At 56.1% G+C, this 24027-nt stretch carries 21 protein-coding genes, 1 pseudogene and 1 other annotated feature; of the genes and pseudogenes, 4 read left to right on the plus strand and 18 right to left on the minus strand.

Annotated features, from left to right (window positions below; genetic code table 11):
- Positions 1 to 74 precede the first annotated feature (74 nt).
- From ispH to CU081_RS26400, 6 genes and pseudogenes are all read right to left on the minus strand, one after another.
- Complete coding sequence (ispH, locus tag CU081_RS00075; RefSeq protein ID WP_003856448.1) at positions 75 to 1025, minus strand: 4-hydroxy-3-methylbut-2-enyl diphosphate reductase; 951 nt, start codon at positions 1023 to 1025, stop codon at positions 75 to 77.
- 1 nt (position 1026) lies between these two features.
- Positions 1027 to 1476 carry an FKBP-type peptidyl-prolyl cis-trans isomerase gene (fkpB, locus tag CU081_RS00080; protein WP_003856450.1) on the minus strand — a complete coding sequence of 150 codons (450 nt, stop codon included), beginning with the start codon at positions 1474 to 1476 and terminating at the stop codon, positions 1027 to 1029.
- Positions 1477 to 1592: 116 nt separating this feature from the next.
- Positions 1593 to 2093 carry a signal peptidase II gene (lspA, locus tag CU081_RS00085; protein WP_003856452.1) on the minus strand — a complete coding sequence of 167 codons (501 nt, stop codon included), beginning with the start codon at positions 2091 to 2093 and terminating at the stop codon, positions 1593 to 1595.
- Positions 2093 to 4909, minus strand: coding sequence for an isoleucine--tRNA ligase (gene ileS / locus CU081_RS00090; RefSeq protein ID WP_039268722.1), 2817 nt, complete (start codon positions 4907 to 4909; stop codon positions 2093 to 2095). Before ileS ends, lspA begins: the two co-directional genes overlap by 1 nt.
- A 45-nt stretch (positions 4910 to 4954) precedes the next feature.
- Complete coding sequence (gene ribF / locus CU081_RS00095) at positions 4955 to 5881, minus strand: bifunctional riboflavin kinase/FAD synthetase (protein ID WP_003856456.1); 927 nt, start codon at positions 5879 to 5881, stop codon at positions 4955 to 4957.
- A gap of 7 nt (positions 5882 to 5888) precedes the next feature.
- A pseudogene (locus tag CU081_RS26400) lies at positions 5889 to 6094 on the minus strand (DUF2575 domain-containing protein); the annotation flags it as partial.
- Positions 6095 to 6209: 115 nt separating this feature from the next.
- Between CU081_RS26400 and rpsT the strand changes: the two are divergent.
- Positions 6210 to 6473: a 30S ribosomal protein S20 gene (rpsT, locus tag CU081_RS00105; RefSeq protein ID WP_003856458.1), complete on the plus strand. Its 264-nt coding sequence runs from the start codon at positions 6210 to 6212 to the stop codon at positions 6471 to 6473.
- Between the two features lie 58 nt (positions 6474 to 6531).
- Here the strand turns inward: rpsT and nhaR are convergent, their stop codons facing one another.
- From nhaR to dnaK, 4 genes are all read right to left on the minus strand, one after another.
- Entirely contained in the window at positions 6532 to 7431 is a 900-nt protein-coding gene (nhaR, locus tag CU081_RS00110) for a transcriptional activator NhaR (RefSeq protein ID WP_003856462.1), read from the minus strand.
- A gap of 58 nt (positions 7432 to 7489) precedes the next feature.
- Positions 7490 to 8665 carry a Na+/H+ antiporter NhaA gene (gene nhaA, locus CU081_RS00115; protein WP_022650383.1) on the minus strand — a complete coding sequence of 392 codons (1176 nt, stop codon included), beginning with the start codon at positions 8663 to 8665 and terminating at the stop codon, positions 7490 to 7492.
- Positions 8666 to 8838: 173 nt separating this feature from the next.
- A complete protein-coding gene (gene dnaJ, locus CU081_RS00120; RefSeq protein ID WP_008502040.1) occupies positions 8839 to 9984 on the minus strand; it encodes a molecular chaperone DnaJ in 1146 nt (381 codons plus the stop codon).
- Between the two features lie 87 nt (positions 9985 to 10071).
- Complete coding sequence (gene dnaK, locus CU081_RS00125; RefSeq protein WP_003856470.1) at positions 10072 to 11985, minus strand: molecular chaperone DnaK; 1914 nt, start codon at positions 11983 to 11985, stop codon at positions 10072 to 10074.
- A 295-nt stretch (positions 11986 to 12280) separates the two neighbouring features.
- Here dnaK and satP point away from each other — a divergent pair, with 295 nt between their 5' ends.
- On the plus strand, positions 12281 to 12847 hold the full coding sequence (gene satP, locus CU081_RS00135) for an acetate uptake transporter (protein WP_003856474.1): 567 nt from the start codon (positions 12281 to 12283) through the stop codon (positions 12845 to 12847).
- Here satP and CU081_RS00140 read toward each other — a convergent pair.
- From CU081_RS00140 to tal, 3 genes are all read right to left on the minus strand, one after another.
- The gene (locus CU081_RS00140; protein WP_003856476.1) at positions 12824 to 14146 is read right to left on the minus strand and encodes an MFS transporter; all 1323 of its coding nucleotides are present in this window, start codon (positions 14144 to 14146) and stop codon (positions 12824 to 12826) included. The two genes, satP and CU081_RS00140, sit on opposite strands and share 24 nt — an antisense overlap.
- Before the next feature lie 122 nt (positions 14147 to 14268).
- Positions 14269 to 14856, minus strand: coding sequence for a molybdopterin adenylyltransferase (gene mog / locus CU081_RS00145; protein ID WP_003856479.1), 588 nt, complete (start codon positions 14854 to 14856; stop codon positions 14269 to 14271).
- Between the two features lie 110 nt (positions 14857 to 14966).
- Positions 14967 to 15920, minus strand: a complete 954-nt coding sequence (tal, locus tag CU081_RS00150) for a transaldolase (RefSeq protein WP_003856481.1) — start codon at positions 15918 to 15920, stop codon at positions 14967 to 14969.
- A gap of 262 nt (positions 15921 to 16182) precedes the next feature.
- On the opposite strand from tal, the gene CU081_RS00155 reads away from it, so the two are divergent.
- Complete coding sequence (locus CU081_RS00155) at positions 16183 to 17616, plus strand: alanine/glycine:cation symporter family protein (RefSeq protein ID WP_022650382.1); 1434 nt, start codon at positions 16183 to 16185, stop codon at positions 17614 to 17616.
- Positions 17617 to 17682: 66 nt separating this feature from the next.
- Entirely contained in the window at positions 17683 to 18456 is a 774-nt protein-coding gene (yaaA, locus tag CU081_RS00160; protein ID WP_022650381.1) for a peroxide stress protein YaaA, read from the plus strand.
- A gap of 31 nt (positions 18457 to 18487) precedes the next feature.
- Here the strand turns inward: yaaA and CU081_RS00165 are convergent, their stop codons facing one another.
- From CU081_RS00165 to thrL, 5 genes are all read right to left on the minus strand, one after another.
- On the minus strand, positions 18488 to 18775 hold the full coding sequence (locus CU081_RS00165) for a DUF2502 domain-containing protein (RefSeq protein WP_058647448.1): 288 nt from the start codon (positions 18773 to 18775) through the stop codon (positions 18488 to 18490).
- Positions 18776 to 19021: 246 nt separating this feature from the next.
- Positions 19022 to 20308, minus strand: a complete 1287-nt coding sequence (thrC, locus tag CU081_RS00170; RefSeq protein ID WP_003856490.1) for a threonine synthase — start codon at positions 20306 to 20308, stop codon at positions 19022 to 19024.
- A 3-nt stretch (positions 20309 to 20311) separates the two neighbouring features.
- Entirely contained in the window at positions 20312 to 21241 is a 930-nt protein-coding gene (thrB, locus tag CU081_RS00175; RefSeq protein ID WP_022650380.1) for a homoserine kinase, read from the minus strand.
- 1 nt (position 21242) lies between these two features.
- Entirely contained in the window at positions 21243 to 23705 is a 2463-nt protein-coding gene (gene thrA / locus CU081_RS00180; RefSeq protein WP_003856494.1) for a bifunctional aspartate kinase/homoserine dehydrogenase I, read from the minus strand.
- A 24-nt stretch (positions 23706 to 23729) separates the two neighbouring features.
- Positions 23730 to 23847: a sequence feature (Thr leader region), on the minus strand.
- A complete protein-coding gene (gene thrL, locus CU081_RS00185; protein ID WP_015572623.1) occupies positions 23786 to 23854 on the minus strand; it encodes a thr operon leader peptide in 69 nt (22 codons plus the stop codon). Its footprint overlaps the feature before it by 62 nt.
- Positions 23855 to 24027 lie beyond the last annotated feature (173 nt).

The raw sequence follows: 24027 nt of genomic DNA on the forward strand, positions 1-24027 counted from the left end.
TTTGTCGTCACGATAAAGTTTGGGGCAAAAAAAAGGCCAGCACAGGAGGTGCTGGCCTTTCATCAGATAAAGAACTATTCCACTTCTCGCGCGTCAATACGCAACTCTTTCGGCACTTCAAAGACAATGTTCTCTTCGCGGCCTTCCAGCGGCACCGCTTCGCCACCGCCCAGCTCTTGCAGGCGGGCAATGACGTTCTGCACCAGAATATCCGGCGCTGAAGCGCCTGCGGTAACACCGACGCAGACCGCGTTTTTCACCCACGCTTCCTGAATGTCCGTTGCGTCGTCGATTAAAAACGCCGCTTTCCCCATACGCTGCGCCAGTTCGGCCAGACGGTTAGAGTTAGAGGAGTTTTTCGAGCCGACCACCAGCACCACGTCCGCCTGTTCAGCCAGCGCGCGCACGGCTTCCTGACGGTTGGTGGTTGCGTAGCAGATATCATCTTTGCGCGGCCCGACGATTTTCGGGAAGCGCTGGCGCAGGGCGTCAATCACGTCTGAGGTGTCGTCCACGGAAAGCGTCGTCTGGGTCATAAACGACAGTCGGGCTTCGTTTTTCACATTCAGCGTAAAGACGTCTTCCGGTGACTCAACCAGATACATGCCCCCTTCCGGGTTGCTGTACTGGCCCATGGTGCCTTCCACTTCCGGGTGACCGGCGTGACCAATCAGAATTGACTCTTCACCGCGACGGCTGGCGCGCGCCACTTCCATATGCACTTTGGTCACCAGCGGACAGGTGGCATCGAAAACGGTCAGATCGCGGTTTTTCGCCTCGTTGCGTACCGCCTGCGAGACGCCGTGCGCGGAGAAGATGAGAATTGCGCCGTCCGGCACTTCGCTGATCTGCTCGATAAAAATCGCACCGCGCTCGCGCAGGCTGTCGACCACGTAGCGGTTGTGCACCACTTCGTGACGCACGTAAATCGGCGCGCCGTAAATCTCCAGCGCGTTTTCAACAATGCTGATAGCGCGGTCTACACCGGCGCAAAAACCGCGCGGGTTAGCCAACAGGATCTGCATTTCAGGCCTCCAGTGCCGGATCGATCTCCAGCACTTCTACATCAAAATGGACAGTGCGCCCGGCAAGCGGATGGTTGAAGTCAACGGTAATCGAGTCGCCGTTGATTTCGCGGATCACGCCAGGCATTTCGCTGCCGTCCATAGCGGTAAAGAGCATAATTGCCCCGATCTCCGGTTCACCCGCGTCCATAAACTCACGACGGGAGAAGTACTGGATCAGATCCGGGCTTGGCACGCCAAACGCGGCATCCGGCTCCAGCGAAAAGGCTTTTTTCTCACCCTCTTTCAGACCGAGAAGCTGCTGCTCAAGACCTTCAGACAGAGAGGTATCGCCAAGACGAAACAGGGCTGGTTTGCCGTTGTTGCGGGTGGATTCGGCCGTAGAGCCGTCATCCAGCTTCAGCGTAAAGTGAACGAGAACCGCGCTGTTGCTCTGTACGGATTTAGACATGCAAATTGCTCGCTTGTTTTGGGTCACCTGTTGCCCGGTGGCGCTACGCTTACCGGGCCTACGGGGGCCACAAATTCTGTAGGCCGGGATCGCTACGCGTCACCCGGCTGGTTTTGTTACGCCTGCTCTTTCGCAGCCGGTTTAGGCAAGAAGCCTTCCAGCACGATTAACGCCGCACCAACGCATATTGCGCTATCGGCGAGGTTAAAGGTCGCGAAGTGCCAGTCGCCGACGTAGAAGTCGATCATATCGACCACAAAGCCGTGCCACAGGCGGTCAAACAGGTTACCCAGCGCGCCGCCAATGATCAGCGCGTAGGCGATGTTATTCAGCTTTTGCGTGGCCTTCGAGCGGTACATCAGCACCGCCAGCACGACGCAGATACCGATAGCGATACCCGCGAAGAACCAGCGCTGCCAGCCACCGCTGTCGGCAAGGAAACTAAACGCCGCACCGTAGTTGCGGGCGTAGTGCAGGTTAAGCGACGGGAATAGCGGGACCGTATCCCCCAGAGCGAAATTCTGGAGGATCAGGAACTTGCTCCCCAAATCAATAATCAGCACCACTACCACCAGCCACAGCCAGCGCAGTCCTGTTGAACAGAGAGTTTTACTCATCAGGCAAACTTACGTTTTTCGCCGTCACCGGCGACGTTGCTTACACAGCGTCCGCAGATGTCTGCGTGTTCCGCCACCTGACCGACATCGGTAGTGTAATGCCAGCAACGCGGGCATTTCTCACCGTCGGCTTTGCTCAGTGCGACCTTCAGTCCTTTGAGCAGTTCGCTCTGCTGAGCATCAGCAGACGCCTCGGCATAATCCGCGACTTTCGCACCGGAGGTCAACAGGACAAATCGTAATTCATCGCCCAGCGCGGTCAGCTTCGCGGCCAGCTCAGGCTCCGCGTACAGGGTCACCGTCGCTTCCAGAGAGCCACCGACTTTCTTGTCAGCGCGCGCCTGCTCGATAACCTTGTTCACTTCGCCACGCACTTTCAGCAGCTCGTCCCAATAGGCATCGTTCATCGCTTCGGTGCTGGAGAGATCGAACAGACCTTCATACCACTCGCCGGTGAAGACATACTTCTCACGGTCGCCCGGCAGGTAACCCCAGATTTCATCCGCGGTGAAGGACATGATCGGCGCCATCCAGCGCACCAGCGCTTCTGCGATGTGGTACAGCGCAGACTGACAGCTGCGGCGCGCCACGCTGTCCGCTTTCGCGGTGTACTGACGGTCTTTAATGATGTCGAGGTAGAACGAGCCCATCTCGATGGAGCAGAAGCGCATCAGGCGCTGCACCACTTCGTGGAAATCGTAAGACTCATACGCTTTCAGGATATCTTCCTGCGCCGCTTTCGCGCAGCCTACCGCCCAGCGATCGAGCACGACCATCTCTTCCGGCTTCACCATATCTTTTACCGGATCGAACCCGTTCAGGTTCGCCAGCAGGAAGCGCGCGGTGTTACGGATACGACGATAGCTGTCGGCAGCACGCTTCAGGATCTCGTCAGACACCGCCATTTCGCCGGTGTAGTCGGTAGAGGCTACCCACAGACGCAGGATGTCCGCGCCCAGCTTGTTCATTACGTCCTGCGGCGAAACGGTGTTACCGATGGACTTGGACATCTTACGGCCCTGACCATCCACGGTGAAGCCGTGAGTCAGTACCTGACGGTAAGGTGCTTTGCCCTTCATGGCGGTGGAGATCATCAGGGATGACATGAACCAGCCGCGGTGTTGGTCGGAGCCTTCGAGATACATGTCGGCAGCGTGACCGGCGAACTCAGGGCGCACGTCAACCACAGAGGCATGGGTTGAACCGGAGTCGAACCACACGTCCAGGGTATCCGGCACTTTCTCGTAGTTGTCCGCGTCCGCGCCCAGGATGTCGCGGGCGTCGAGATCCCACCACGCCTGAATGCCGTCAACTTCAACGCGTTTCGCCACTTCTTCCATCAGTTCCAGGGTGTTCGGATGCAGTTCCTGCGTCTCTTTGTGCACGAACAGCGACATCGGCACGCCCCAGGTGCGCTGACGGGAGATACACCAGTCAGGACGGTTAGCCACCATGGATTCGATACGCGCCTGGCCCCAGTCCGGGATCCACTGCACGCCTTTGATCTCTTTCAGAGACTGCTCGCGCAGGCCCTTCTGATCCATGCTGACGAACCACTGCGGGGTCGCACGGAAGATGATTGGCGTCTTGTGACGCCAGCAGCACGGATAGCTGTGCTGCATTTTTTCAACGTGCAGCAGCGCGCCGCTGGTGCGCAGCATGTCGACAATAATGTCGTTCGCTTTGAAGACGTTGATGCCGTCCAGCGCCGGGTAGGTGCCAGGCAGGTAAGAGCCGTCCGGCCCAACCGGGTTGGCGATTTCCAGACCGTACTTCAGGCTGATGTTGTAGTCGTCAGGGCCGTGGCCACCGGCGGTATGTACCGCACCGGTACCCGCGTCCAGCGTTACGTGGTCGCCCAGAATCGCCGGAACGTCGAAGTCCAGGAACGGGTGTTTGAAGCGCATCAGTTCCAGCGCGTCGCCTTTTACGGTGCCCAGCACGGTGTAATCGGTGATGTTCGCGCGTTTCAGTACGCTTTCGACCAGGTCTTTCGCCAGGATAACCGCACGGCCATCAATCTGCACCAGCGCATACTCAAACTCGCCAGAGAGGGAGATCGCGCGGTTAGCAGGCAGCGTCCACGGGGTGGTTGTCCAGATAACCAGCGAGACTGGACCGCTTACCCCAGGCAGACCAAATTTAGCTTTGATCGCATCCTGATCGACCGCTTCGAACGCCACGTCGATAGAAGGCGAGGTTTTGTCGTAATACTCTACTTCCGCTTCGGCCAGCGCAGAACGGCAGTCCACGCACCAGTGCACCGGCTTCGCGCCTTTGTGCAGGTGGCCGTTACCGATGATTTTGCCCAGCGCACGGATGATGTTGGCTTCGGTTTTGAAGTCCATGGTCAGGTACGGATGCGACCAGTCGCCCAGCACGCCCAGACGGATAAAGTCAGCGCGCTGACCGTCAACCTGGGTGGCTGCGTATTCGCGGCACTTCGCGCGGAATTCTGCGGCGGTGAACTTCTCACCCGGCTTACCGTACTCTTGCTCCACTTTCAGCTCGATTGGCAGACCATGGCAGTCCCAGCCCGGAACGTAAGGCGAGTCATATCCCGCGAGTCCTTTGGACTTCACGATAATGTCTTTCAGAATCTTGTTTACAGAGTGACCAATATGAATGCTGCCATTCGCATATGGAGGGCCATCATGCAGAATGAAGGTTTTTTTGCCTTTTTTGGCTGCACGAATGATGCCGTACAGGTCATCATCGGTCCAACGCGCCAGCATTCCCGGTTCACGCTTGGCGAGATCGCCGCGCATCGGGAACCCTGTTTCCGGCAAATTCAGGGTTGATTTATAGTCACTCATCAGATTCTCGGTTCCGTATTTATCACGTAGGCAGTTAAGCCGGTTCTAAAGCCCAAAAAACTCGCGGGCCGTTAATTCATCTCGCGCGATTTGCGCCTTAAGTTCATCCAGCGAAGCGAATCGCTGTTCATTGCGTATTTTTTTACGCAGTATCACATCTATATGGCGACCATACAGGTCCATTACAACGTCCAGCAGGTGTACTTCTAACTGTTGACGCACACCGGCAACCGTTGGACGTGTGCCAATGTTGGCGACGCCGTAGAAAGGCTTCTCGCCCAGTCCTGCCACTTCCACCGCATAGACCCCTTTAACCGGGGAGACCTGACGACGCAGCGGTATATTCGCCGTCGGGAAACCTATCGTGCGGCCCAGCGCATCGCCATGGACCACGCGACCTGAAATCGTGAACGGGTGACCCAGCAGCGTTTCTGCCGTGTCCAGTTCATCGTTCGCCAGCGCCTGACGTACCGCCGTGCTGCTGACGCGCACGCCGCCCTCGCAGAAGGTCATTGTACTGGTGACGTCAAACCCGTACTCCAGGCCAGCCTTCTGTAATAACAAGAAATCGCCCTGACGACCAGCGCCAAAGCGGAAATCATCGCCCACGGCGAGAAACTGCACGCCAAGCTGCCTGACCAACAGATCGCTGACAAAATTTTGTGCGGTCAGCGCGGCAAAACGACGGTCGAACCGTACACACAGGACGTAGTCCACCCCTGACTCCGCCAGGTAGCGTAACTTCTCACGCAGACGCGTCAGCCGCGCGGGGGATTTCTCGCCTGCAAACAGCTCCAGCGGCTGAGGCTCGAAAATCATCACCACGACGGGCAGGCCTCGCGCCTCGCCTTCTTTACGCAATCCCTGCAACAGCGCCTGATGCCCACGATGCACGCCGTCGAAATTACCAATGGTCAGCACGCACCCGTGCGGGGCTTGACTGAGATTATGTATGCCGCGTATCAGCTTCATGACTGGCTCAAAACAGTGAAAATCGCCAAAGTATACCTTGTACAGCGGTTAAGGTTAACCGGCGATTGTTCACGCTAAACAGAAAGCCGTATGATTTCATCACGCTGACCTTTCACAGCAAAAAAATCTGCCCGCGAACTGCGATTTTTACGCCGAAAAGCTGTATTCACGAACGACAAGCTGGTAGAATCCTGCGCCATCACTACGTAACGTAGCGTCGCCACATTAACGGCGCTTATTTGCACAAATCCATTGACAAAAGAAGGTATAGAGGGCATATTCCTCGGCCTTTGAATTGTCCACATAGATCATATTTGGGAGTTGGACCTTGGCTAATATCAAATCAGCTAAGAAACGTGCCGTTCAGTCTGAAAAGGCTCGTAAGCACAATGCAAGCCGTCGCTCTATGATGCGTACTTTCATCAAGAAAGTATACGCAGCAATCGAAGCTGGCGACAAAGCTGCAGCGCAGAACGCATTTAACGAAATGCAACCAATCGTGGATCGTCAGGCTGCTAAAGGTCTGATCCACAAAAACAAAGCAGCGCGTCATAAAGCAAACCTGACCGCGCAGATCAACAAACTGGCTTAATCGCCACTTGTTGTTGCTTGTTTGAAAGAACCCGCTTAACGCGGGTTTTTTTATGCCTTCAGATTGCCGGCGGCGTAAACAGCGCCGAGTAGTCCCGGTTGCAGATTCGCTGCACCGCCGGATGCTGAATCATCCTTTCGGCGAATATGGCGTGATACTCTTCCATCACGTTATCCACCCTGCCAATCTCGGTAATCTTGTCGTCTGAATAGAGATCGTGCGCATACAGCGTCGGGGCAACGAAGATAGCGTTGTGCGCCTCGCCAAAGGCTTTCATCAGCGCCGCATCGTCGAACTCACCGAGAATTTCTACGTTTAGCCCCTGCGAGTTAAACCAGTTCAGCAGCTTACGTCCGAGCATGGACCGCCTCCCCGGAACCAGCAAGCGGCGCTCTTCCAGGCAAGCCGGAAACGGTTTTTCCGGCGGTGGATTGATGCACCAGAAACTGACACCGCATTCGCCAATTTTCACCGAGAACAAGCCTTCCTGCTGCGTGGAATCGATAGGACAATCCGAAATAATCATATCCAGCTTATGCTGGCTCAGCTGTTCCAGCAGCATCTCGTGAGTGGACTCAAAGCAGCGTAAATGTATCTGTTCATCTTCCACCACCGCCGCATCCAGCACACCGCTTACCAGCCGTTTGGACAACGCATCCGCCACGCCCACGTCAAAGAGCAGGTTCGACTCTTTGCGATAGTTAACGATATCCAGCATCTCCTGGCTCAGGGTGAACATCTTGTCCGCATAGCGGAATACCAGTTCACCCAGCTCGCTCGGCTCAATGCCACGCCCTTTCCGCTTAAAAAGCTTTCCCTGCAAGCGCTCTTCCAGGGCTTTGATTTGCCCGGTGATAGTCTGTGGCGTCAGGTAGAGCGCCTCTGCGGCACCCACGACCGAGCCCTGCTTGTAGACATGCCAGAAGTAATAGAGATGGTTATAGTTCAAATGAGACATCACGTTTTCACTCCCTGATAGTTTATCGGGAGAAGGCTTCCCTTCTCCCGGTTTCCTGTTATGCCTGGACAGCCTGTCCGGACAACTTCACCTTCAACAAGGTGTAACCCATAACCGCGGCCAGGAACGACCCGATAAGAATGCCGAGTTTCGCCCAGACGATAAGCTCAGGCGCGCTTGCGCCAAACGCCAGCGTCGAGATAAAGATCGACATGGTGAATCCAATACCGCACAGCACGCCAACGGCCATAATCTGGCTAAAGGTGGTTCCGTTTGGCAATGACGCCAGCTTCAGCTTCAGCGCCAGCCAGCAGAACAGGCTGATGCCCAGCGGCTTACCAATAAACAGACCGGCGATGATACCCAGCGGCAGCACAGAGGTGAGTCCGTCCAGGGTAACCCCGGCCAGGGAAACACCCGCGTTGGCAAACGCAAACAGCGGCAGGATCATAAAACCCACCCACGGATGAAGCACATGCTCCAGCTGTCTGGCAGGCGATTTGCCGTCCTGTTCCTTCAGCGGAATAAAGAAGCCAACGATGACGCCCGCCAGCGTGGCATGCACGCCAGACTTCAGCACCGCCGTCCACAGCACCATCCCCACCAGAATATAAATCCCCGTGCGTCGGACGTTGAAGACGTTCAGCAACGCCAGCACCGCAATAGCCACGGCCGCCACGCTCAGAGACAGAACGGACAGATCGCTGGTGTAGAACAGCGCGATAATCACGATAGCGCCCAGATCATCGATAATCGCCAGCGCCATCAGGAAAATTTTCAGTGCTACCGGGACGCGGCTACCGAGCAAGGCTAAGACCCCGAGCGCAAACGCGATATCCGTTGCGGCCGGGATCGCCCAGCCGTCACGAGCAACCGGATCCTGCCACGCAAATGCGAGAAAGAGCAACGCCGGAACGATCATCCCGCCAATCGCCGCGATCACCGGAAACGCCGCACGCTGACGGCTGGCAAGCGAACCGCTCACCAGCTCACGTTTAACCTCCAGGCCCACCAGCAGGAAGAACACCGCCATCAGCGCATCGTTGATCCACAGCAGCATGTTCTTATTAATTTCCAGCGCCCCGACCTTCAGCTCGACGGGCGTTTCCAGAAATGCGTGATAGAGATCGCGTGTCATGCCCATATTGGCGAGCAGCATGGCAGCCGCAGCAGCAATAATCAGGATGACGCCGCCGGATGCCTCACTGCTAAAGAAACGGTGTAGTAATTTCACGTTTAAACTCTCTTTTACAACAATACCTCGGTAAAACCATAATATCAGCGCAAACAGATCGGTAAAAACAGATTAATATTGGTTATAGATTCAGTTTAACCGAGGTATAACGCTATAAAGCAAAAAGCCCGGAATCGCTTCCGGGCTTTAAATGATAGTAACCAGCTGGCGGGTTAGCGGGTTAAATCGTCGAAGAATTTTTTGACGCCATCGAAGAAGCTTTTGGAGCGCGGGCTGTTTTTCTCACCTGTCGGGCCACCAAAGCTTTCCTGAAGCTCTTTCAGCAGCTGTTTCTGCTTATCGTTCAGGCCGACCGGCGTTTCCACGACCACGCGGCATAACAGGTCACCCTGCGCGCCACCGCGAACGGATTTAACGCCTTTGCCGCGCATGCGGAACAGTTTCCCGGTCTGGGTTTCGCCAGGGATTTTCAGGTTAACGCGACCGTCCAGCGTCGGCACTTCGATTTCGCCGCCCAGCGCCGCCATCGCAAAGTTGATCGGCACTTCACAGTACAGGTTGTTACCTTCACGCTCGAAGATGGCGTGCTGCTTCACCTGAACCTGAACGTACAGATCGCCTGCCGGTGCGCCGTGCTCGCCGGCTTCACCCTCACCTGCCAGACGGATGCGGTCGCCCGTATCGACGCCTGCCGGGATCTTAACGGACAGCGTTTTGGTTTTCTCCACGCGACCGTGACCATGACATTTGGTGCACGGATCTTTAATCAGCGTACCGCGACCATGACAGTGCGGACAGGCCTGCTGCACCGCGAAGAAGCCCTGGCGCATCTGCACCTGACCGGAACCGTGACAGGTTGGGCAGGTCTGTGGCTGAGTCCCCGCTTTCGCACCGCTGCCGTGGCAAACGTCACACTCTTCCAGCGTCGGAATACGGATCTCTTTGGTGACGCCGCGAACCGCTTCTTCCAGCGTCAGGTCCATGTTGTAGCGCAGGTCTGCGCCGCGCGCCGCGCGCTGACGGCCACGCCCGCCACCGAAGATATCGCCAAATACATCACCAAAGATATCGCTGAAATCAGCGCCGCCGCCGAAGCCGCCGCCGCCAAATCCACCGCCGCCCATGCCGCCCTGTTCAAAGGCCGCGTGTCCGTACTGATCATAGGCCGCACGTTTTTGTGCATCGGTCAGGACTTCGTAGGCTTCTTTAATCTCTTTAAATTTGGCTTCAGCCTCTTTGTCACCCTGATTACGGTCAGGGTGGAATTTCATGGCCAGGCGCTTATACGCCTTTTTGATTTCACGCTCTTCCGCAGTTTTCGGAACGCCTAAAATCTCGTAATAGTCTTGCTTTGCCATTGGTTTTTTTAAGCCCCTTAACATGCGAGCACGGGCGTGGAGAATTCTCCTACGCCCGTGCCGATTACTTACCCTGCATCAGGGCGATTATTTTTTGTCTTTCACTTCTTCGAACTCAGCGTCGACAACATCGTCGTCTTTCGCGTTGTTCGCCGAAGCATCAGCGCCCGCCTGCTGCTGTGCGTGCTGCTGCTGAGCGATTTCCATCAGCTTCTGAGAAACCTGTGCCAGCTCCTGCATCTTCGCTTCGATGTCCGCTTTGTCTTCGCCTTTCAGAGACGTTTCCAGCGCGCTCAGTGCAGTTTCGATTGCAGTTTTGTCTTCCGCTGGCAGTTTATCGCCCGCTTCTTCAACCTGCTTACGGGTGCTGTGCAGCAGATGGTCACCCTGGTTACGGGTCTGAACCAGCTCTTCAAACTTACGGTCGGATTCCGCGTTAGCTTCGGCATCACGAACCATTTTTTCGATTTCCGCTTCGTTCAGGCCAGAAGATGCCTTGATGGTAATCTTCTGCTCTTTACCGCTGTTTTTGTCTTTCGCAGACACGTGCAGGATACCGTCAGCATCGATGTCGAAGGTGACTTCGATCTGTGGCATGCCGCGTGGTGCCGGGTTAATACCGTCCAGGTTGAACTGACCCAGAGATTTGTTATCCGCCGCGCGCTTACGCTCACCCTGAATCACATGGATGGTTACCGCAGACTGGTTGTCTTCAGCGGTAGAGAACACCTGGCTGTGTTTCGTCGGGATAGTGGTGTTTTTGTTGATGAGCGGAGTCATCACGCCACCCATGGTTTCGATACCCAGAGACAGCGGGGTAACGTCCAGCAGCAGTACGTCTTTCACTTCACCGGTCAGTACACCACCCTGAACCGCAGCACCGATAGCAACCGCTTCGTCCGGGTTCACGTCTTTACGTGGCTCTTTACCAAAGAATTCAGCCACTTTCTTCTGAACCATTGGCATACGAGTCTGACCACCTACCAGGATAACGTCCTGAATGTCAGACACGGACAGGCCAGCGTCCTGCAATGCAACTTTCAGTGGCTCGATAGAACGGTTCACGAGGTCTTCTACCAGGCTTTCCAGTTTCGCACGGGTCACTTTGATATTCATGTGTTTTGGACCGGTCGCGTCTGCGGTGATGTACGGCAGGTTCACGTCGGTCTGCTGAGCGGAAGACAGCTCGATCTTCGCTTTCTCAGCGGCTTCTTTCAGGCGCTGCATAGCCAGCGGGTCGTTACGCAGGTCAATGCCCTGATCTTTCTTGAACTCGTCAACGAGGTAGTTGATCAGACGGGTATCGAAGTCTTCACCACCCAGGTGGGTATCACCGTTGGTTGCCAGAACTTCGAAGGTTTTTTCGCCGTCAACATCGTCGATTTCGATAATAGAAATATCGAAGGTACCACCACCCAGGTCGTAAACCGCGATAGTACGGTTGCCAACTTCTTTATCCAGACCGTAAGCCAGTGCTGCTGCGGTTGGTTCGTTGATGATACGTTTTACTTCCAGGCCTGCGATACGGCCAGCATCTTTGGTTGCCTGACGCTGAGCATCGTTGAAGTAAGCAGGTACGGTGATAACAGCTTCAGTTACCGGTTCACCCAGGTAATCTTCCGCAGTTTTCTTCATTTTCTTCAGCACTTCAGCAGAGATCTGCGGAGGTGCAGTTTTGGTGCCTTTCACATCAAGCCATGCATCGCCGTTATCGGCTGCGATGATTTTGTAAGGCATGATGGAAACGTCACGCTGAACTTCTTCGTCCTGGAAGCGGCGGCCAATCAGGCGTTTGATCGCAAACAGGGTGTTTTGCGGGTTTGTCACTGCCTGACGTTTAGCCGGCTGACCAACCAGAGTTTCACCATCCTGGGTATAAGCAATGATAGAAGGCGTGGTGCGATCGCCCTCGGCGTTCTCCAGCACACGTGCAGTAGTGCCATCCATAATCGCTACACAAGAGTTGGTAGTACCCAGGTCGATACCAATAATTTTACCCATCTAAACGTCTCCACTAAAAATTCAGTCAACATGTGGTTGTGTACCTGTAATAAGGGCAGAACGTGCTTTTTCAACTGCCCAGATTTGATTTTTTTCAGGTCCACACACTGCGGTTGCTTACAAGATGGGGTCACAACGGCATCCATCAAGGGGGAAGGATAAAAAATTTTTTAATTTCACCCCGATGAGATCATAGACGGCGTCGATGCCGCCCATTATGATGCCGCGCCCCGTCAGGGAGAACTGGCGCGGGTTTAACCATTTCACCATATTAATGATGATTTTTTGAGGACTTATGGGCAACACTAAGTTGGCTAATCCGGCTCCGCTGGGCCTGATGGGTTTTGGCATGACCACCATTCTGCTGAACCTGCACAATATCGGGATGTTCCCGATGGACGGCATTATCCTGGCGATGGGCATTTTTTACGGCGGTATCGCACAGATCTTTGCGGGCCTGCTGGAATATAAGAAAGGCAACACCTTCGGCTTAACCGCCTTTACCTCTTACGGTTCTTTCTGGCTGACTCTGGTCGCGATTCTGCTGATGCCTAAAATGGGCCTGGCGGAGGCGGCAAACGCCCATTTCCTGGGCGTGTACCTGGGACTGTGGGGCGTGTTCACCCTGTTCATGTTCTTTGGCACCCTCAAGGCGAACCGCGCGCTGCAATTCGTCTTCCTGAGCCTGACCGTCCTGTTCGCCCTGCTGGCCATCGGTCACCTGGCGGATAACGAAGGCATCGTTCACGTTGCCGGCTGGGTCGGTCTGGTTTGCGGCGCAAGCGCAATCTACCTGGCCATGGGTGAAGTGCTGAACGAGCAGTTCGACCGCACCATTCTACCGATTGGTGAAAAACACTGATCCCTCTGTCGTGCCCGCGTCGCGGGCACGACGTCCCTCTGACTGGCGAAGCCACATCCCCAATACCAGCCCCATCAGCGATAACGCCAGCACGTACCACGCAGGTGCAAGGGGCGACAGCCCCATCAACACCGTCACCACAATCGGGGTCAGCCCGCCGAAAATGGCATACGAGACGTTATAAGAGAAAGAGATTCCGGTGAAGCGTACCTCCGGCGGAAAGGCGCGGACCATCACGTACGGTACGGCGCCAACGACGCCCACACACAGCCCGACGACACCGTACAGCAGGAACAGCTGTTCAGGATGGGTGCCCGCAAGATGATAGAATGCCCAGCTCGACGCGGCCAGCAGCAGGCTGCCGACAATAAAGGTCACGCTGGCGCCGAAACGATCCGCCGCCAGCCCGGCGGCCAGACAGCCAAAGCAGAGCATAATTGTCGCGATACTGTTCGCCTGTAACGTCACGGCAGGCGCAAAACCGTACTGTTTTTGCAGCCAGACCGGCGACATCAAAATGACCACCACGATACCCGCAGACAGCAGCCAGGTCAGAAGCATCGACACGACTACCGCTTTTTTATGCCGCACTACTACGGTTTTCACCGGCAGTTCTTGCGCCAGCGCCTTCCGCTGCTGCATTTCCAGAAATATTGGCGTCTCCTGCAACCAGCGTCGCAGGTACATTGCCACCAGCCCAAACGCCCCGCCCAGCAGGAACGGTATACGCCAGCCCCAGTCGTGAACGGCCTGTTGTGTCATGCTGGTATTGATGATGGTTGCAACTACGGAGCCAAGCAGGATCCCGATCGTCAGCCCCGCGGTCAGCGTTCCGCACGCAATGCCGATGCGGCGCACCGGGACGTGCTCAGCGACAAACACCCACGCGCCAGGCACTTCCCCGCCGATGGCCGCGCCCTGGAGAATACGCATCAGCAGCAGCAATAACGGGGCGATAATGCCCATCGACTCATAGGTAGGCAAAAGGCCAATCGCCAGCGTCGGCACGGCCATAAGCAGGATGCTGAGGGTAAACATCTTCTTGCGCCCAACCAGATCGCCAAAGTGCGCCATGACAATGCCGCCCAGCGGACGCGCCAGATACCCGGCAGCGAAAATGCCGAAGGTTTGCACCTGACGCAGCCATTCCGGTATATCCGCCGGGAAAAACAGCGCCCCCACAACGGCGGCGAAGAAGACAAAGATGATGAAATCGTAAAACTCCAGCGCGCCGCCCAGGGCAGCGAGCGTGAGGGTTTTGTAGTCCTGTCGATTCAGAGGTCGGGTATTATGTGACATAGCGAACCATTGTGCATGTGTTGTGGATTATTTTTTACAGCAATCGTAAAGAAAAAATTACTATATCGTAAATCCATTTACACGCTACTGCGGCTGGCGCTTATGTCACATTTTAATCATTTTCAGGAGATTGTTTCGCGGCGAGCGCTTTTAGGGCGAAATGCTGCTACCACGTTGCCGTCAGTTTCCACGTACGGACCGTCAAGCAGTTGTATACAATACGGTACACTTGCAAAGATACCGTGGACGATAACGCTTCCGTCCTCGGCTTTTACCCCTTCCAGCGTCTCTTTTATCGACTTCGGCTGCCCCGGCAGGTTCAGGATCAGCGCCTGTTTGCGGATCACCCCGACCTGACGGGAAAGAATGGCCGTCGGGACAAAGTGTAGACTGATCTGGCGCATCTGTTCACCGAAGCCCGGCATTTCACGATCGGCGATAGCCAGCGTCGCGTCCGGCGTTACATCGCGGCGCGCGGGGCCGGTGCCGCCCGTCGTCAGCACAAGGTGGCAGCTCATTTCATCCACCAGCTCACACAGGGTTTGCTCGATGATCGGCTGCTCGTCCGGGATCAGGCGAGTCTGGATCTCAAACGGGGTAGTGAGCGCGCTGCCCAGCCACGCTTCCAGAGCAGGGATGCCTTTATCCTGATAAACACCGCTGGAGGCGCGGTCAGAAATCGACACTAAGCCGATGCGTAAGGTATTCATATCCATTCCATTCAAAAAGTACTGATTAAAGGGAATGATACACGCAGAGAGAAAATTCAGACAGAGGCGGGGGAAAGACGCGTGACCGGGAACCCGGTCACGCAGAATGATTACAGCAGGTCGCCGATCATTTTTTCCAGTTTTTCCTGGTCGATAGCAAACTTACGGATACCGTCCGCCAGTTTATCTACGGCCATTGGATCCTGATTGTGCTGCCACAGGAACTCGGACTCGGTGATGCGCTCAGGACGCGCTTTCACTTCGCCAGTGTAAGACAGTTTACGCTCGATAGCACCTTCGCTTTCTGCCAGCTCTTTCAGCAGCGCAGGGGCGATGGTCAGGCGGTCACAGCCAGCCAGCTCGATGATTTCGCCGACGTTACGGAAGCTTGCGCCCATAACAACGGTCTCATAGCCGTGCTGTTTGTAGTATTCGTAGATTTCAGTCACAGAAATCACGCCTGGATCTTCAGACGCCGCGTACTCTTTCTTGTCGGTGTTGGCTTTGTACCAGTCCAGAATACGGCCCACGAACGGAGAAATCAGGTATACGCCAGCTTCGGCACATGCACGCGCCTGTGCGAAGGAGAACAGCAGAGTCAGGTTACAGTTGATGCCTTCTTTTTCCAGCTGCTCAGCAGCGCGGATGCCCTGCCAGGTAGAGGCCAGTTTAATCAGGATACGGTCGTTGCTGATGCCCGCATCGTTGTACAGTTTGATCAGGCGTTTTGCTTTGGCGATAGAGGCTTCGGTGTCGTAGGACAGGCGAGCATCAACTTCGGTAGAGATACGGCCAGGAACGAGCTTCAGGATTTCCAGACCGATGTTCACTGCCAGTTTGTCAGTGGCATCCACAACCTGCTGCGCGCGGTCATTGCTCTGTGCTTTTGCCCAGGTCACCGCCTCGTCGATCAGTTTGCGATACTCAGGGATCTGCGCGGCGTTAAGGATCAGAGAAGGGTTGGTTGTGGCATCCTGCGGCTGGTACAGCTTCATTGCCGCGATATCTCCGGTGTCAGCGACGACAGTGGTGAACTGACGAAGGGAGGTCAATTTATCCGTCATGATAGTGTTTCTCTTTTAACGTGCCCTGGATAATTCACACTACCGACAGCTTGCCAGCAGCGGAAAAATGACAGGTTTACTTGTTAGGGGGATGTAACCGGTCTGCCCTGATGATAACACGAGTGAGAGGCAGCGCAACCGCAGACAGTGCGCTTAGGCAGAGTATGATAAACTCAGAATATTAACAGGCTGCTAAGTAACAGCATGCACAATCAGTGGTAGCGCTTACATATTCACTTTGGCATCAACAAGAGGGACGTTAGTGCCTGATTTCTTTTTCTTTATCAACGAAGTCCTCTGGGGTTCGATCATGATATACCTGCTTTCAGGAGCAGGTATCTGGTTTACGTGGCGCAGCGGTCTGATTCAGTTTCGCTATATCCGCAAATTTGGCAGAAGTCTGAAAAACAGCGTCACCCCACAGCCGGGCGGCCTGACCTCGTTTCAGGCGCTCTGTACTAGCCTTGCCGCGCGCGTCGGCAGCGGTAACCTGGCCGGTGTCGCGCTGGCGATCGGCGCGGGCGGTCCGGGCGCGGTATTCTGGATGTGGGTGACGGCGATTATCGGTATGGCCACCTCCTTTGCTGAATGCTCGCTTGCGCAACTCTACAAAGAAAAAGACGGCAAAGGTCAGTTTCGCGGCGGTCCCGCCTGGTATATGGCTCGCGGGTTGGGAATGCGCTGGATGGGCGTTCTGTTCTCGATCTTTTTGCTGATTGCCTATGGCCTTATTTTCAATACCGTTCAGGCAAATTCCGTCGCCCACGCGCTGCGCTTTGCCTTTAATTGTCCGGAGTGGCTGACGGGCGGCGCGCTTGCCCTTCTCACCCTGCTGACCATTGTGACCGGGCTCAAAGGGGTTGCCCGCCTGATGCAATGGCTGGTTCCGCTGATGGCGCTGCTGTGGGTGTCCACCAGCGTGATGGTATGCGCGATACATATTGACGAGGTGCCGAACGTCATCGTCACCATTTTCCAAAGCGCGTTCGGCTGGCGCGAAGCGGCTTCAGGCGCGTTGGGTTACACCCTTAGCCAGGCTCTCACTGCGGGTTTTCAGCGGGGTATGTTCTCCAACGAAGCGGGAATGGGCTCCACGCCGAATGCCGCCGCAGCGGCCGCATCCTGGCCCCCGCATCCCGCCGCGCAGGGCATTGTACAGATGATTGGCGTCTTCACAGACACCATTGTTATCTGCTCCGCCAGCGCGATGATCATGCTGCTGGCCGGTGCCGCTGAGCAACCGTCCGGTAGTACGGCAGGCATTCATTGGGTACAACAGGCGCTGGTCTCCCTCGTCGGCGGCTGGGGCGCGGGCCTTGTCGCACTTGTCGTGGGACTTTTTGCCTTTAGTTCCATTGCGGTGAACTATATCTATGCCGAAAACAACCTTATCTTCCTGAAAGTCAATTCGCGTCTGACCCGCAACGTCCTTCGCGCGGGTGTGCTGGGAATGGTTTTCGTCGGCTCCCTGCTCAGTATGCCGTTGGTCTGGCAAATAGCGGACGTCATCATGGCGCTGATGGCCATCACGAACCTGACGGCCATTTTGCTGCTTTCACCGGTTGTGGCGCTGATCGCGCGCGATTATCTGCGTCAGCGCAAGCTCGGCGTACAGCCCGTCTTTGACGCCTCACGCTATCCCGAAATCGAGTCACAAATTGCCCCTGGCACCTGGGATGATTTGCCGCGGCAATAACAGCTATCGATCAATTCAGGGCGATTTTTTGTTAAAGTCGCTCTAAATTTCCTGCAAGGACTGGATATGCTGATTCTGATTTCACCTGCCAAAACGCTCGACTACCAGAGCCCGCTCGCCACTGAGCGTTATACCCAGCCGGAATTGCTGGACTACTCGCAACAGTTGATCCACGAAGCGCGTAAGCTTTCGGCTCCGCAAATCGCTTCGCTGATGAGCATCAGCGATAAACTTGCCGACCTGAACGCCACCCGTTTTCATGAGTGGCAGCCTGACTTCACGCCCGCCAACGCCCGCCAGGCGCTGTTGGCCTTCAAAGGTGACGTCTACACTGGCCTGCAAGCAGAAACGTTTAGCGAAGCCGATTTCGATTTTGCCCAGCAGCATCTGCGCATGTTATCCGGCCTGTACGGGGTGCTGCGCCCGCTGGATCTGATGCAGCCGTATCGTCTGGAGATGGGTATCCGCCTGGAAAACGCTAAAGGTAAAGATCTGTACCAGTTCTGGGGCGATGTCATTACCGACAAGCTTAACGCGGCGCTGCAAGCCCAGGGGGACAACGTGGTGATCAACCTGGCCTCCGATGAGTACTTCAAATCGGTGAAACCGAAAAAGCTGGATGCGGACATTATCAAGCCGGTATTCCTCGACGAGAAAAACGGCAAATTTAAAGTAATCAGCTTCTACGCCAAAAAAGCGCGCGGTCTGATGAGCCGCTTCATCATTCAAAACCGCCTGACGAAGCCAGAGCAGCTCACCGGCTTTAACAGTGAAGGGTATTTCTTCGACGAGGCATCGTCAGGAAAAAACGAGCTGGTGTTTAAGCGTCACGAGCAATAAAAGACAACCCCGCCAGCTGGCGGGGTTTATGTTAATGGTGCTTCCGGTCCGGGCCCGGGCGGCGCTCGTCATGACGGTGGTGATCGTCACGATCGCGATGTTCATCGTGCAGACGCCAGTGGTTATCGCGCCAGTCATAGTGTGCTTTCCACCAGTCATGGTCGCGCCAGCGGCCGCCATCCCAGTAGTGCCCGTTATTATCCCGATCGCCAATTTGCAGTTTTACCGCGGGCACGAGGGTGATCTCAGCTGCCTGCACCGCCATGGGAGCGACCAGCATCAGTGAAAGCGCGATAAGTGCAGGTTTCAGGGTAGACATAGGTGACTCCTTATTCTTCTTGCCCAACGTGGGCCGATGTAAGGAGAGTACGTGATGGGAACGGGGGATGTTATTCTCTGCAATCCTAAACGCTAAGTGACCGCATTTATTGGGAATTTCTGCTTTTTTCCTGCTGTTTTTCTCCTTAATTTCTCCATAAAAAAGCCGGGTGGCGCTGCGCTTACCCGGCCTACGTTCTGAGCCGTTGTAGGCCCGGTAAGGCGTAGCCGCCACCGGGCAACAAACTTACGCTCGGGTCATCATCAGCTTACGCAGCGCGGCAAAGTCTGCGGGCAGCTCATGAGACAGCAGCGGCAGGTCGGCACGCTCGGCCAGCTCTTTTGGCAGCGGCAGCGTTTCCCCCAGGATCGCTTCCACGCTCTCTTTGAACTTGGCCGGATGGGCGGTGCCGAGGAACAGGCCATACTCACCCGGTTGAAGCTGATCGCGCAGGGCACGATAGGCAATCGCCGCGTGCGGCTCAGAGGTATAGCCCACCGCTTTCAGCTCGCGCATGGTGGCTTTCGTGGTTTCGTCCGTCACCGCTGCGTAACCCAGATCGCCCAGACGCCAGACCTTACGGCGGAACAGCTCTTCCACACGCGGCCAGTTGTTAGGCTGTGACACATCCATCGCATTGGAGAGCGTGGCCTGAGTCGCGTTCGGCGCCCATTTTCCGTCCTTCAGGAAACGCGGCACGGTGTCGTTGGCGTTGGTGGCGGCGATAAAGCGCTTCACCGGCAGGCCGAGTGATTTCGCCAGCAGGCCTGCCGTCAGGTCGCCGAAGTTCCCGCTTGGCACGGAAACCACCAGCTGATTGCGCGCGTCCTGCGGCAACTGCGCCACCGCTTCGAAGTAGTAGCAGATCTGCGCCAGCAGACGGCTGATGTTGATGGAGTTGGCAGAGTTCAGCCCCAGCGCCGCCTTCAGCTCTTCGTCATCGAAGGCTTGCTTCACCAGCGCCTGACAGGCATCGAAATCGCCGTCGATCGCCACGGTTTCAATGTTGCCCCCAAGGGTGCAGAACAGTTTTTCCTGAAGCGGGCTGATTTTGCCTTTCGGATAGAGGATCACCACGCGGACGTTTTTCAGGCCGTAGAACGCATGGGCCACCGCCGCACCGGTATCGCCTGAAGTCGCGGTCAGAATGGTCACCGGTTTGTCGCCGCTGATGTGGGTCAGCATCTGCGCCATAAAACGACCGCCGAAATCTTTGAACGCCAGCGTCGGGCCGTGGAACAGCTCCAGACAGCCAACGTCAGGCTCCACCTGCTTCACCGGCGCCGGGAAAGCAAACGCCGCACGCACGCGCTCTTCCAGCAGCTCCTGTGGGATTTCGTCGCCGATAAACGCAGACAGAATTTTGGTGCTGCGGGTGACAAAGTCCTGCTTCAGCAGTTCATCGATTTCGGTCAGCTGAAATTCCGGCAGGTCGTGGGGGAAGAACAGCCCCTGATTTTTGCCCAGCCCCTGCGTTACCGCCTGCGCAAAGCTGACCTGCTCGTTATGATCTTTAAGGTTGTAGAGTTTCATTCGTTATCCCAGTACTCGTGCGCCAGCCGTGTCCAGACGGCAAATATGAACAAAGCCTTCCTGATTTTGCAGGTAGTGTTTAGAGAGCCAGTCCGCCACGCGCTGCGCGGTGTCTGGCTTGTCGCATAAGGCGAACAGCGTCGGGCCGGAGCCGGAGATGCCGCACGCCTGTGCGCCGATATCCATGGATGCCTGTCGCGCTTCGTTAAAGCCCGGCAGCAGCTTCGTGCGATACGGCTCGGCAATAACGTCTTTCATCAGTTTCGCCGCCAGCTGCGGCTGTCGGGTGTAGCAGGCATGAATAAAGCCCGCCAGATGACGCCCGTGGGCAATACAGTCCTGACGACGATACTGCGCCGGCAGGATCGCACGCGCTTCGGCAGTAGACACTTTAATGCCCGGATAGGCCAGCACCCACAGCCACTCATCAAACCCTGGCACCTGCTGGCTGATGATGCCATTTTCTTCAATCATCAGCTGCATGCCGCCAAGGAAGCACGGCGCCACGTTATCATAATGAATGCTGCCGGAGATGCGCCCTTCCAGCTCGCCCATCAGCGCCAGCAGACGGCTGTTGTTCAGCGGCTTGCCGCAGTGCTCATTCATCGCCACCAGCGCGGCGACCACCGAGCAGGCGCTCGAGCCCAGCCCCGAACCAATCGGCATGCTCTTTTCCAGCGTCATGGCGACCGGCACGTTTTTGCCAATCTCCTGACAGAAGCGTTCCCAGCACTGATAAACGATATTCTCGCGCGGTTCAGACGGCAGCTTACTGGCGAAACGGCCGATGTTATTCAGGCTGAAGCGCTCTGCCGCCTCAACCGTAACCGTATCGCCCAGCAGCGAACCGTCCACCGGCGTTACCGCCGCGCCCAGCACGTCAAATCCGACGCTCATATTGGCGCTGGAAGCCGGGGCATATACTTTAACCATCTTAAACTCCTAACTTCCATGACAGGGTACGCAGCAGATCGGCAAACACGCCTGCCGCCGTCACATCATTCCCTGCGCCATAGCCGCGAAGCACCAGCGGCAGTGGCTGATAATAATGGCTGTAGAACGCCAGAGCGTTCTCGCCGTTTTTCACCTTGTACAGCGGATCGTTGCCATCCACTTCGGCAATCTTCACCCGGCAGACGCCGTCTTCTTCAATGTTGCCAACATAGCGCAATACCTTACCTTCATCACGGGCTTTCGCAACGCGTGCGGCAAAGGCATCGTCAAGCTGAGGTAAATTCGCCATAAAGGCGCTGACGTCACCGCTGTCATCAAATTCTGCTGGCAGCACCGGCTCAATCACGATATCCGAAAGCTCCAGCTCGCGGCCGGTCTCGCGCACCAGGATCAGCAGCTTACGCGCCACGTCCATACCGGAGAGGTCGTCGCGCGGATCCGGCTCGGTGTAACCCAGCTCGCGCGCGGCGCGGGTGGCTTCCGACAGGCTCATCCCTTCGTCCAGCTTGCCGAAGATAAACGACAGGGAGCCGGAGAGGATGCCGGAGAAACGCTGTAGTTCGTCGCCCGCGTTCAGCAGGTTTTGCAGGTTCTCGATGACCGGCAGGCCCGCGCCCACGTTGGTGTCATACAGAAACTTGCGGCGCGACTTACTCGCCGCCAGACGCAGCTGGTGATAGTAATCCATCGACGAGGTGTTGGCCTTTTTGTTCGGCGTCACCACGTGGAAACCTTCGCGCAGGAAATCCGCGTACTGATCGGCCACCGCCTGGCTGGAGGTACAGTCAACGATCACCGGGTTAAGCAGGTGATATTCTTTCACCAGACGGATCAGGCGGCCCAGGTTAAACGGCTCTTTCGCCTCTTCCAGCTCCGCCTGCCAGTTTTCCAGGTTCAGACCGTGGACGTTAGTCAGCAACGCTTTCGAGTTCGCAATGCCGCAGACGCGCAGATCGATATGTTTCTTCTTAAGCCACTCCTGCTGACGCTTTACCTGCTCCAGCAGCGCGCCGCCGACGCCGCCGACGCCCACCAGGAACAGCTCAATCACCTGGTCGGTGTTGAACAGCATCTGATGCACCACGCGCACGCCGGTAGTGGCGTCATCGTTATCCACGACAACGGAAATGGAACGCTCGGATGAGCCCTGGGCAATCGCCACGATATTGATATTGGCCCGCGCCAGCGCGGCAAAGAATTTGGCGGAGATACCGCGCAGGGTGCGCATACCGTCGCCGACCACCGAGATAATCGCCAGACGCTCCTGAATGGAAAGCGGCTCCAGCAGCTCTTCTTTCAGCTCCAGATAGAACTCTTCTTCCAGCGCGCGACGGGCGCGCAGGCAATCGCCCTGCGGAACGCAGAAGCTGATGCTGTATTCGGAAGAAGACTGCGTGATCAGCACCACGGAGATCCCGTTGCGGGACATAGCGGCAAAGACGCGTGCCGCCATGCCGACCATGCCCTTCATCCCCGGGCCGGAGACGCTGAACATCGCCATGTTATTGAGGTTAGAAATGCCTTTCACCGGCAGGTCATCTTCATCCGCGCTGGCGCCAATCAGCGTACCCGGCGCCTGCGGATTACCGGTATTCTTAATCAGGCAAGGGATCTGGAACTGGGCAATCGGGGAGATGGTACGCGGGTGAAGAACTTTAGCGCCGAAGTAGGAAAGCTCCATCGCTTCCTGGTACGACATCGACTTCAGCAGCCTGGCATCCGGCACCTGGCGCGGATCGCAGGTATAAACGCCGTCGACATCAGTCCAGATCTCACAACAGTCTGCGCGTAAACAGGCCGCCAGCACCGCAGCGGAGTAGTCAGAGCCGTTACGCCCCAGCACCACCAGTTCGCCCTTCTCGTTACCGGCGGTAAAGCCTGCCATCAGGATCATATGGTCAGACGGGATTTTGCTCGCCGCAATACGGCGTGTCGACTCGGCAATGTCGACGGTGGATTCAAGGTAGTGGCCCACAGCCAGCAGTTTTTCAACCGGATCGATGACCGTCACGTGGTGACCGCGCGCTTCCAGCACGCCTGCCATGATGGCGATAGAGAGTTTTTCACCCCGGCAAATCAGCGCCGCGTTGATGCTGTCCGGGCACTGGCCAAGCAGGCTGATACCGTGAAGAACGTGTTTAATCTGGGCAAATTCAAGTTCAACGGTGCTTTTCAGCTGCGCCAGCGGGAAACCAGGCTGGGCGTCGGCCAGCCCCTGAAGCAGATCGGCGAAGATACGCTCGGCGTCGCTGATATTCGGCAGTGCATCCTGACCACCGATGGTTTTTTCAATCATCGCCACCAGGTGGTTCGTGATTTTGGCCGGGGCAGAGAGCACGGTGGCAACCTGCCCCTGCCTGGCGTTGCTTTCCAGGATATCGGCAACACGCAGAAAACGTTCTGCATTTGCCACTGACGTACCGCCGAACTTCAACACTCGCATGGTTCTACCTCATTTCCTTTAGCCGAAAAAAAAGCCCGCACTGTTCAGGTGCGGGCTTTTTTCTGTTTTTCCTGTACGCGTCAGCCCGCATCGTTACCTGTGGTAATGATGATGGTTGTAGTAATGGTGGTGATGCTGATGCGTTTCATGGATGTTGTGTACTCTGTCATTATTATCTGTCTGTGCTCTATTCTTTTAGGGTTAAAGGATCGAGCCCCTTAAGTCAATGAATTTTTAATTCGATCACAATTCGGGACATTCTCACGTCCCGCTGCGCGCAGATTTATTTTCATCGGAATACCCCAGTTGCAACCCCAGACAT

The sequence above is a fragment of the Enterobacter sp. CRENT-193 genome (assembly GCF_002787395.1).
Lineage (GTDB): Bacteria > Pseudomonadota > Gammaproteobacteria > Enterobacterales > Enterobacteriaceae > Enterobacter > Enterobacter hormaechei_C.

What these genes read in the sequence shown, in the direction of transcription:
- lspA (WP_003856452.1), bottom strand. Translation starts at nt 2,093, where the DNA reads ATGAGTAAAACTCTCTGTTCAACAGGACTGCGCTGGCTGTGGCTGGTG.
- satP (WP_003856474.1), top strand. Translation starts at nt 12,281, where the DNA reads ATGGGCAACACTAAGTTGGCTAATCCGGCTCCGCTGGGCCTGATGGGT.
- CU081_RS00165 (WP_058647448.1), bottom strand. Translation starts at nt 18,775, where the DNA reads ATGTCTACCCTGAAACCTGCACTTATCGCGCTTTCACTGATGCTGGTC.
- thrC (WP_003856490.1), bottom strand. Translation starts at nt 20,308, where the DNA reads ATGAAACTCTACAACCTTAAAGATCATAACGAGCAGGTCAGCTTTGCG.
- thrB (WP_022650380.1), bottom strand. Translation starts at nt 21,241, where the DNA reads ATGGTTAAAGTATATGCCCCGGCTTCCAGCGCCAATATGAGCGTCGGA.
- CU081_RS00140 (WP_003856476.1), bottom strand. Translation starts at nt 14,146, where the DNA reads ATGTCACATAATACCCGACCTCTGAATCGACAGGACTACAAAACCCTC.
- thrA (WP_003856494.1), bottom strand. Translation starts at nt 23,705, where the DNA reads ATGCGAGTGTTGAAGTTCGGCGGTACGTCAGTGGCAAATGCAGAACGT.
- dnaJ (WP_008502040.1), bottom strand. Translation starts at nt 9,984, where the DNA reads ATGGCAAAGCAAGACTATTACGAGATTTTAGGCGTTCCGAAAACTGCG.
- tal (WP_003856481.1), bottom strand. Translation starts at nt 15,920, where the DNA reads ATGACGGATAAATTGACCTCCCTTCGTCAGTTCACCACTGTCGTCGCT.
- ileS (WP_039268722.1), bottom strand. Translation starts at nt 4,909, where the DNA reads ATGAGTGACTATAAATCAACCCTGAATTTGCCGGAAACAGGGTTCCCG.
- fkpB (WP_003856450.1), bottom strand. Translation starts at nt 1,476, where the DNA reads ATGTCTAAATCCGTACAGAGCAACAGCGCGGTTCTCGTTCACTTTACG.
- ispH (WP_003856448.1), bottom strand. Translation starts at nt 1,025, where the DNA reads ATGCAGATCCTGTTGGCTAACCCGCGCGGTTTTTGCGCCGGTGTAGAC.
- nhaR (WP_003856462.1), bottom strand. Translation starts at nt 7,431, where the DNA reads ATGTCTCATTTGAACTATAACCATCTCTATTACTTCTGGCATGTCTAC.
- yaaA (WP_022650381.1), top strand. Translation starts at nt 17,683, where the DNA reads ATGCTGATTCTGATTTCACCTGCCAAAACGCTCGACTACCAGAGCCCG.
- mog (WP_003856479.1), bottom strand. Translation starts at nt 14,856, where the DNA reads ATGAATACCTTACGCATCGGCTTAGTGTCGATTTCTGACCGCGCCTCC.
- ribF (WP_003856456.1), bottom strand. Translation starts at nt 5,881, where the DNA reads ATGAAGCTGATACGCGGCATACATAATCTCAGTCAAGCCCCGCACGGG.
- dnaK (WP_003856470.1), bottom strand. Translation starts at nt 11,985, where the DNA reads ATGGGTAAAATTATTGGTATCGACCTGGGTACTACCAACTCTTGTGTA.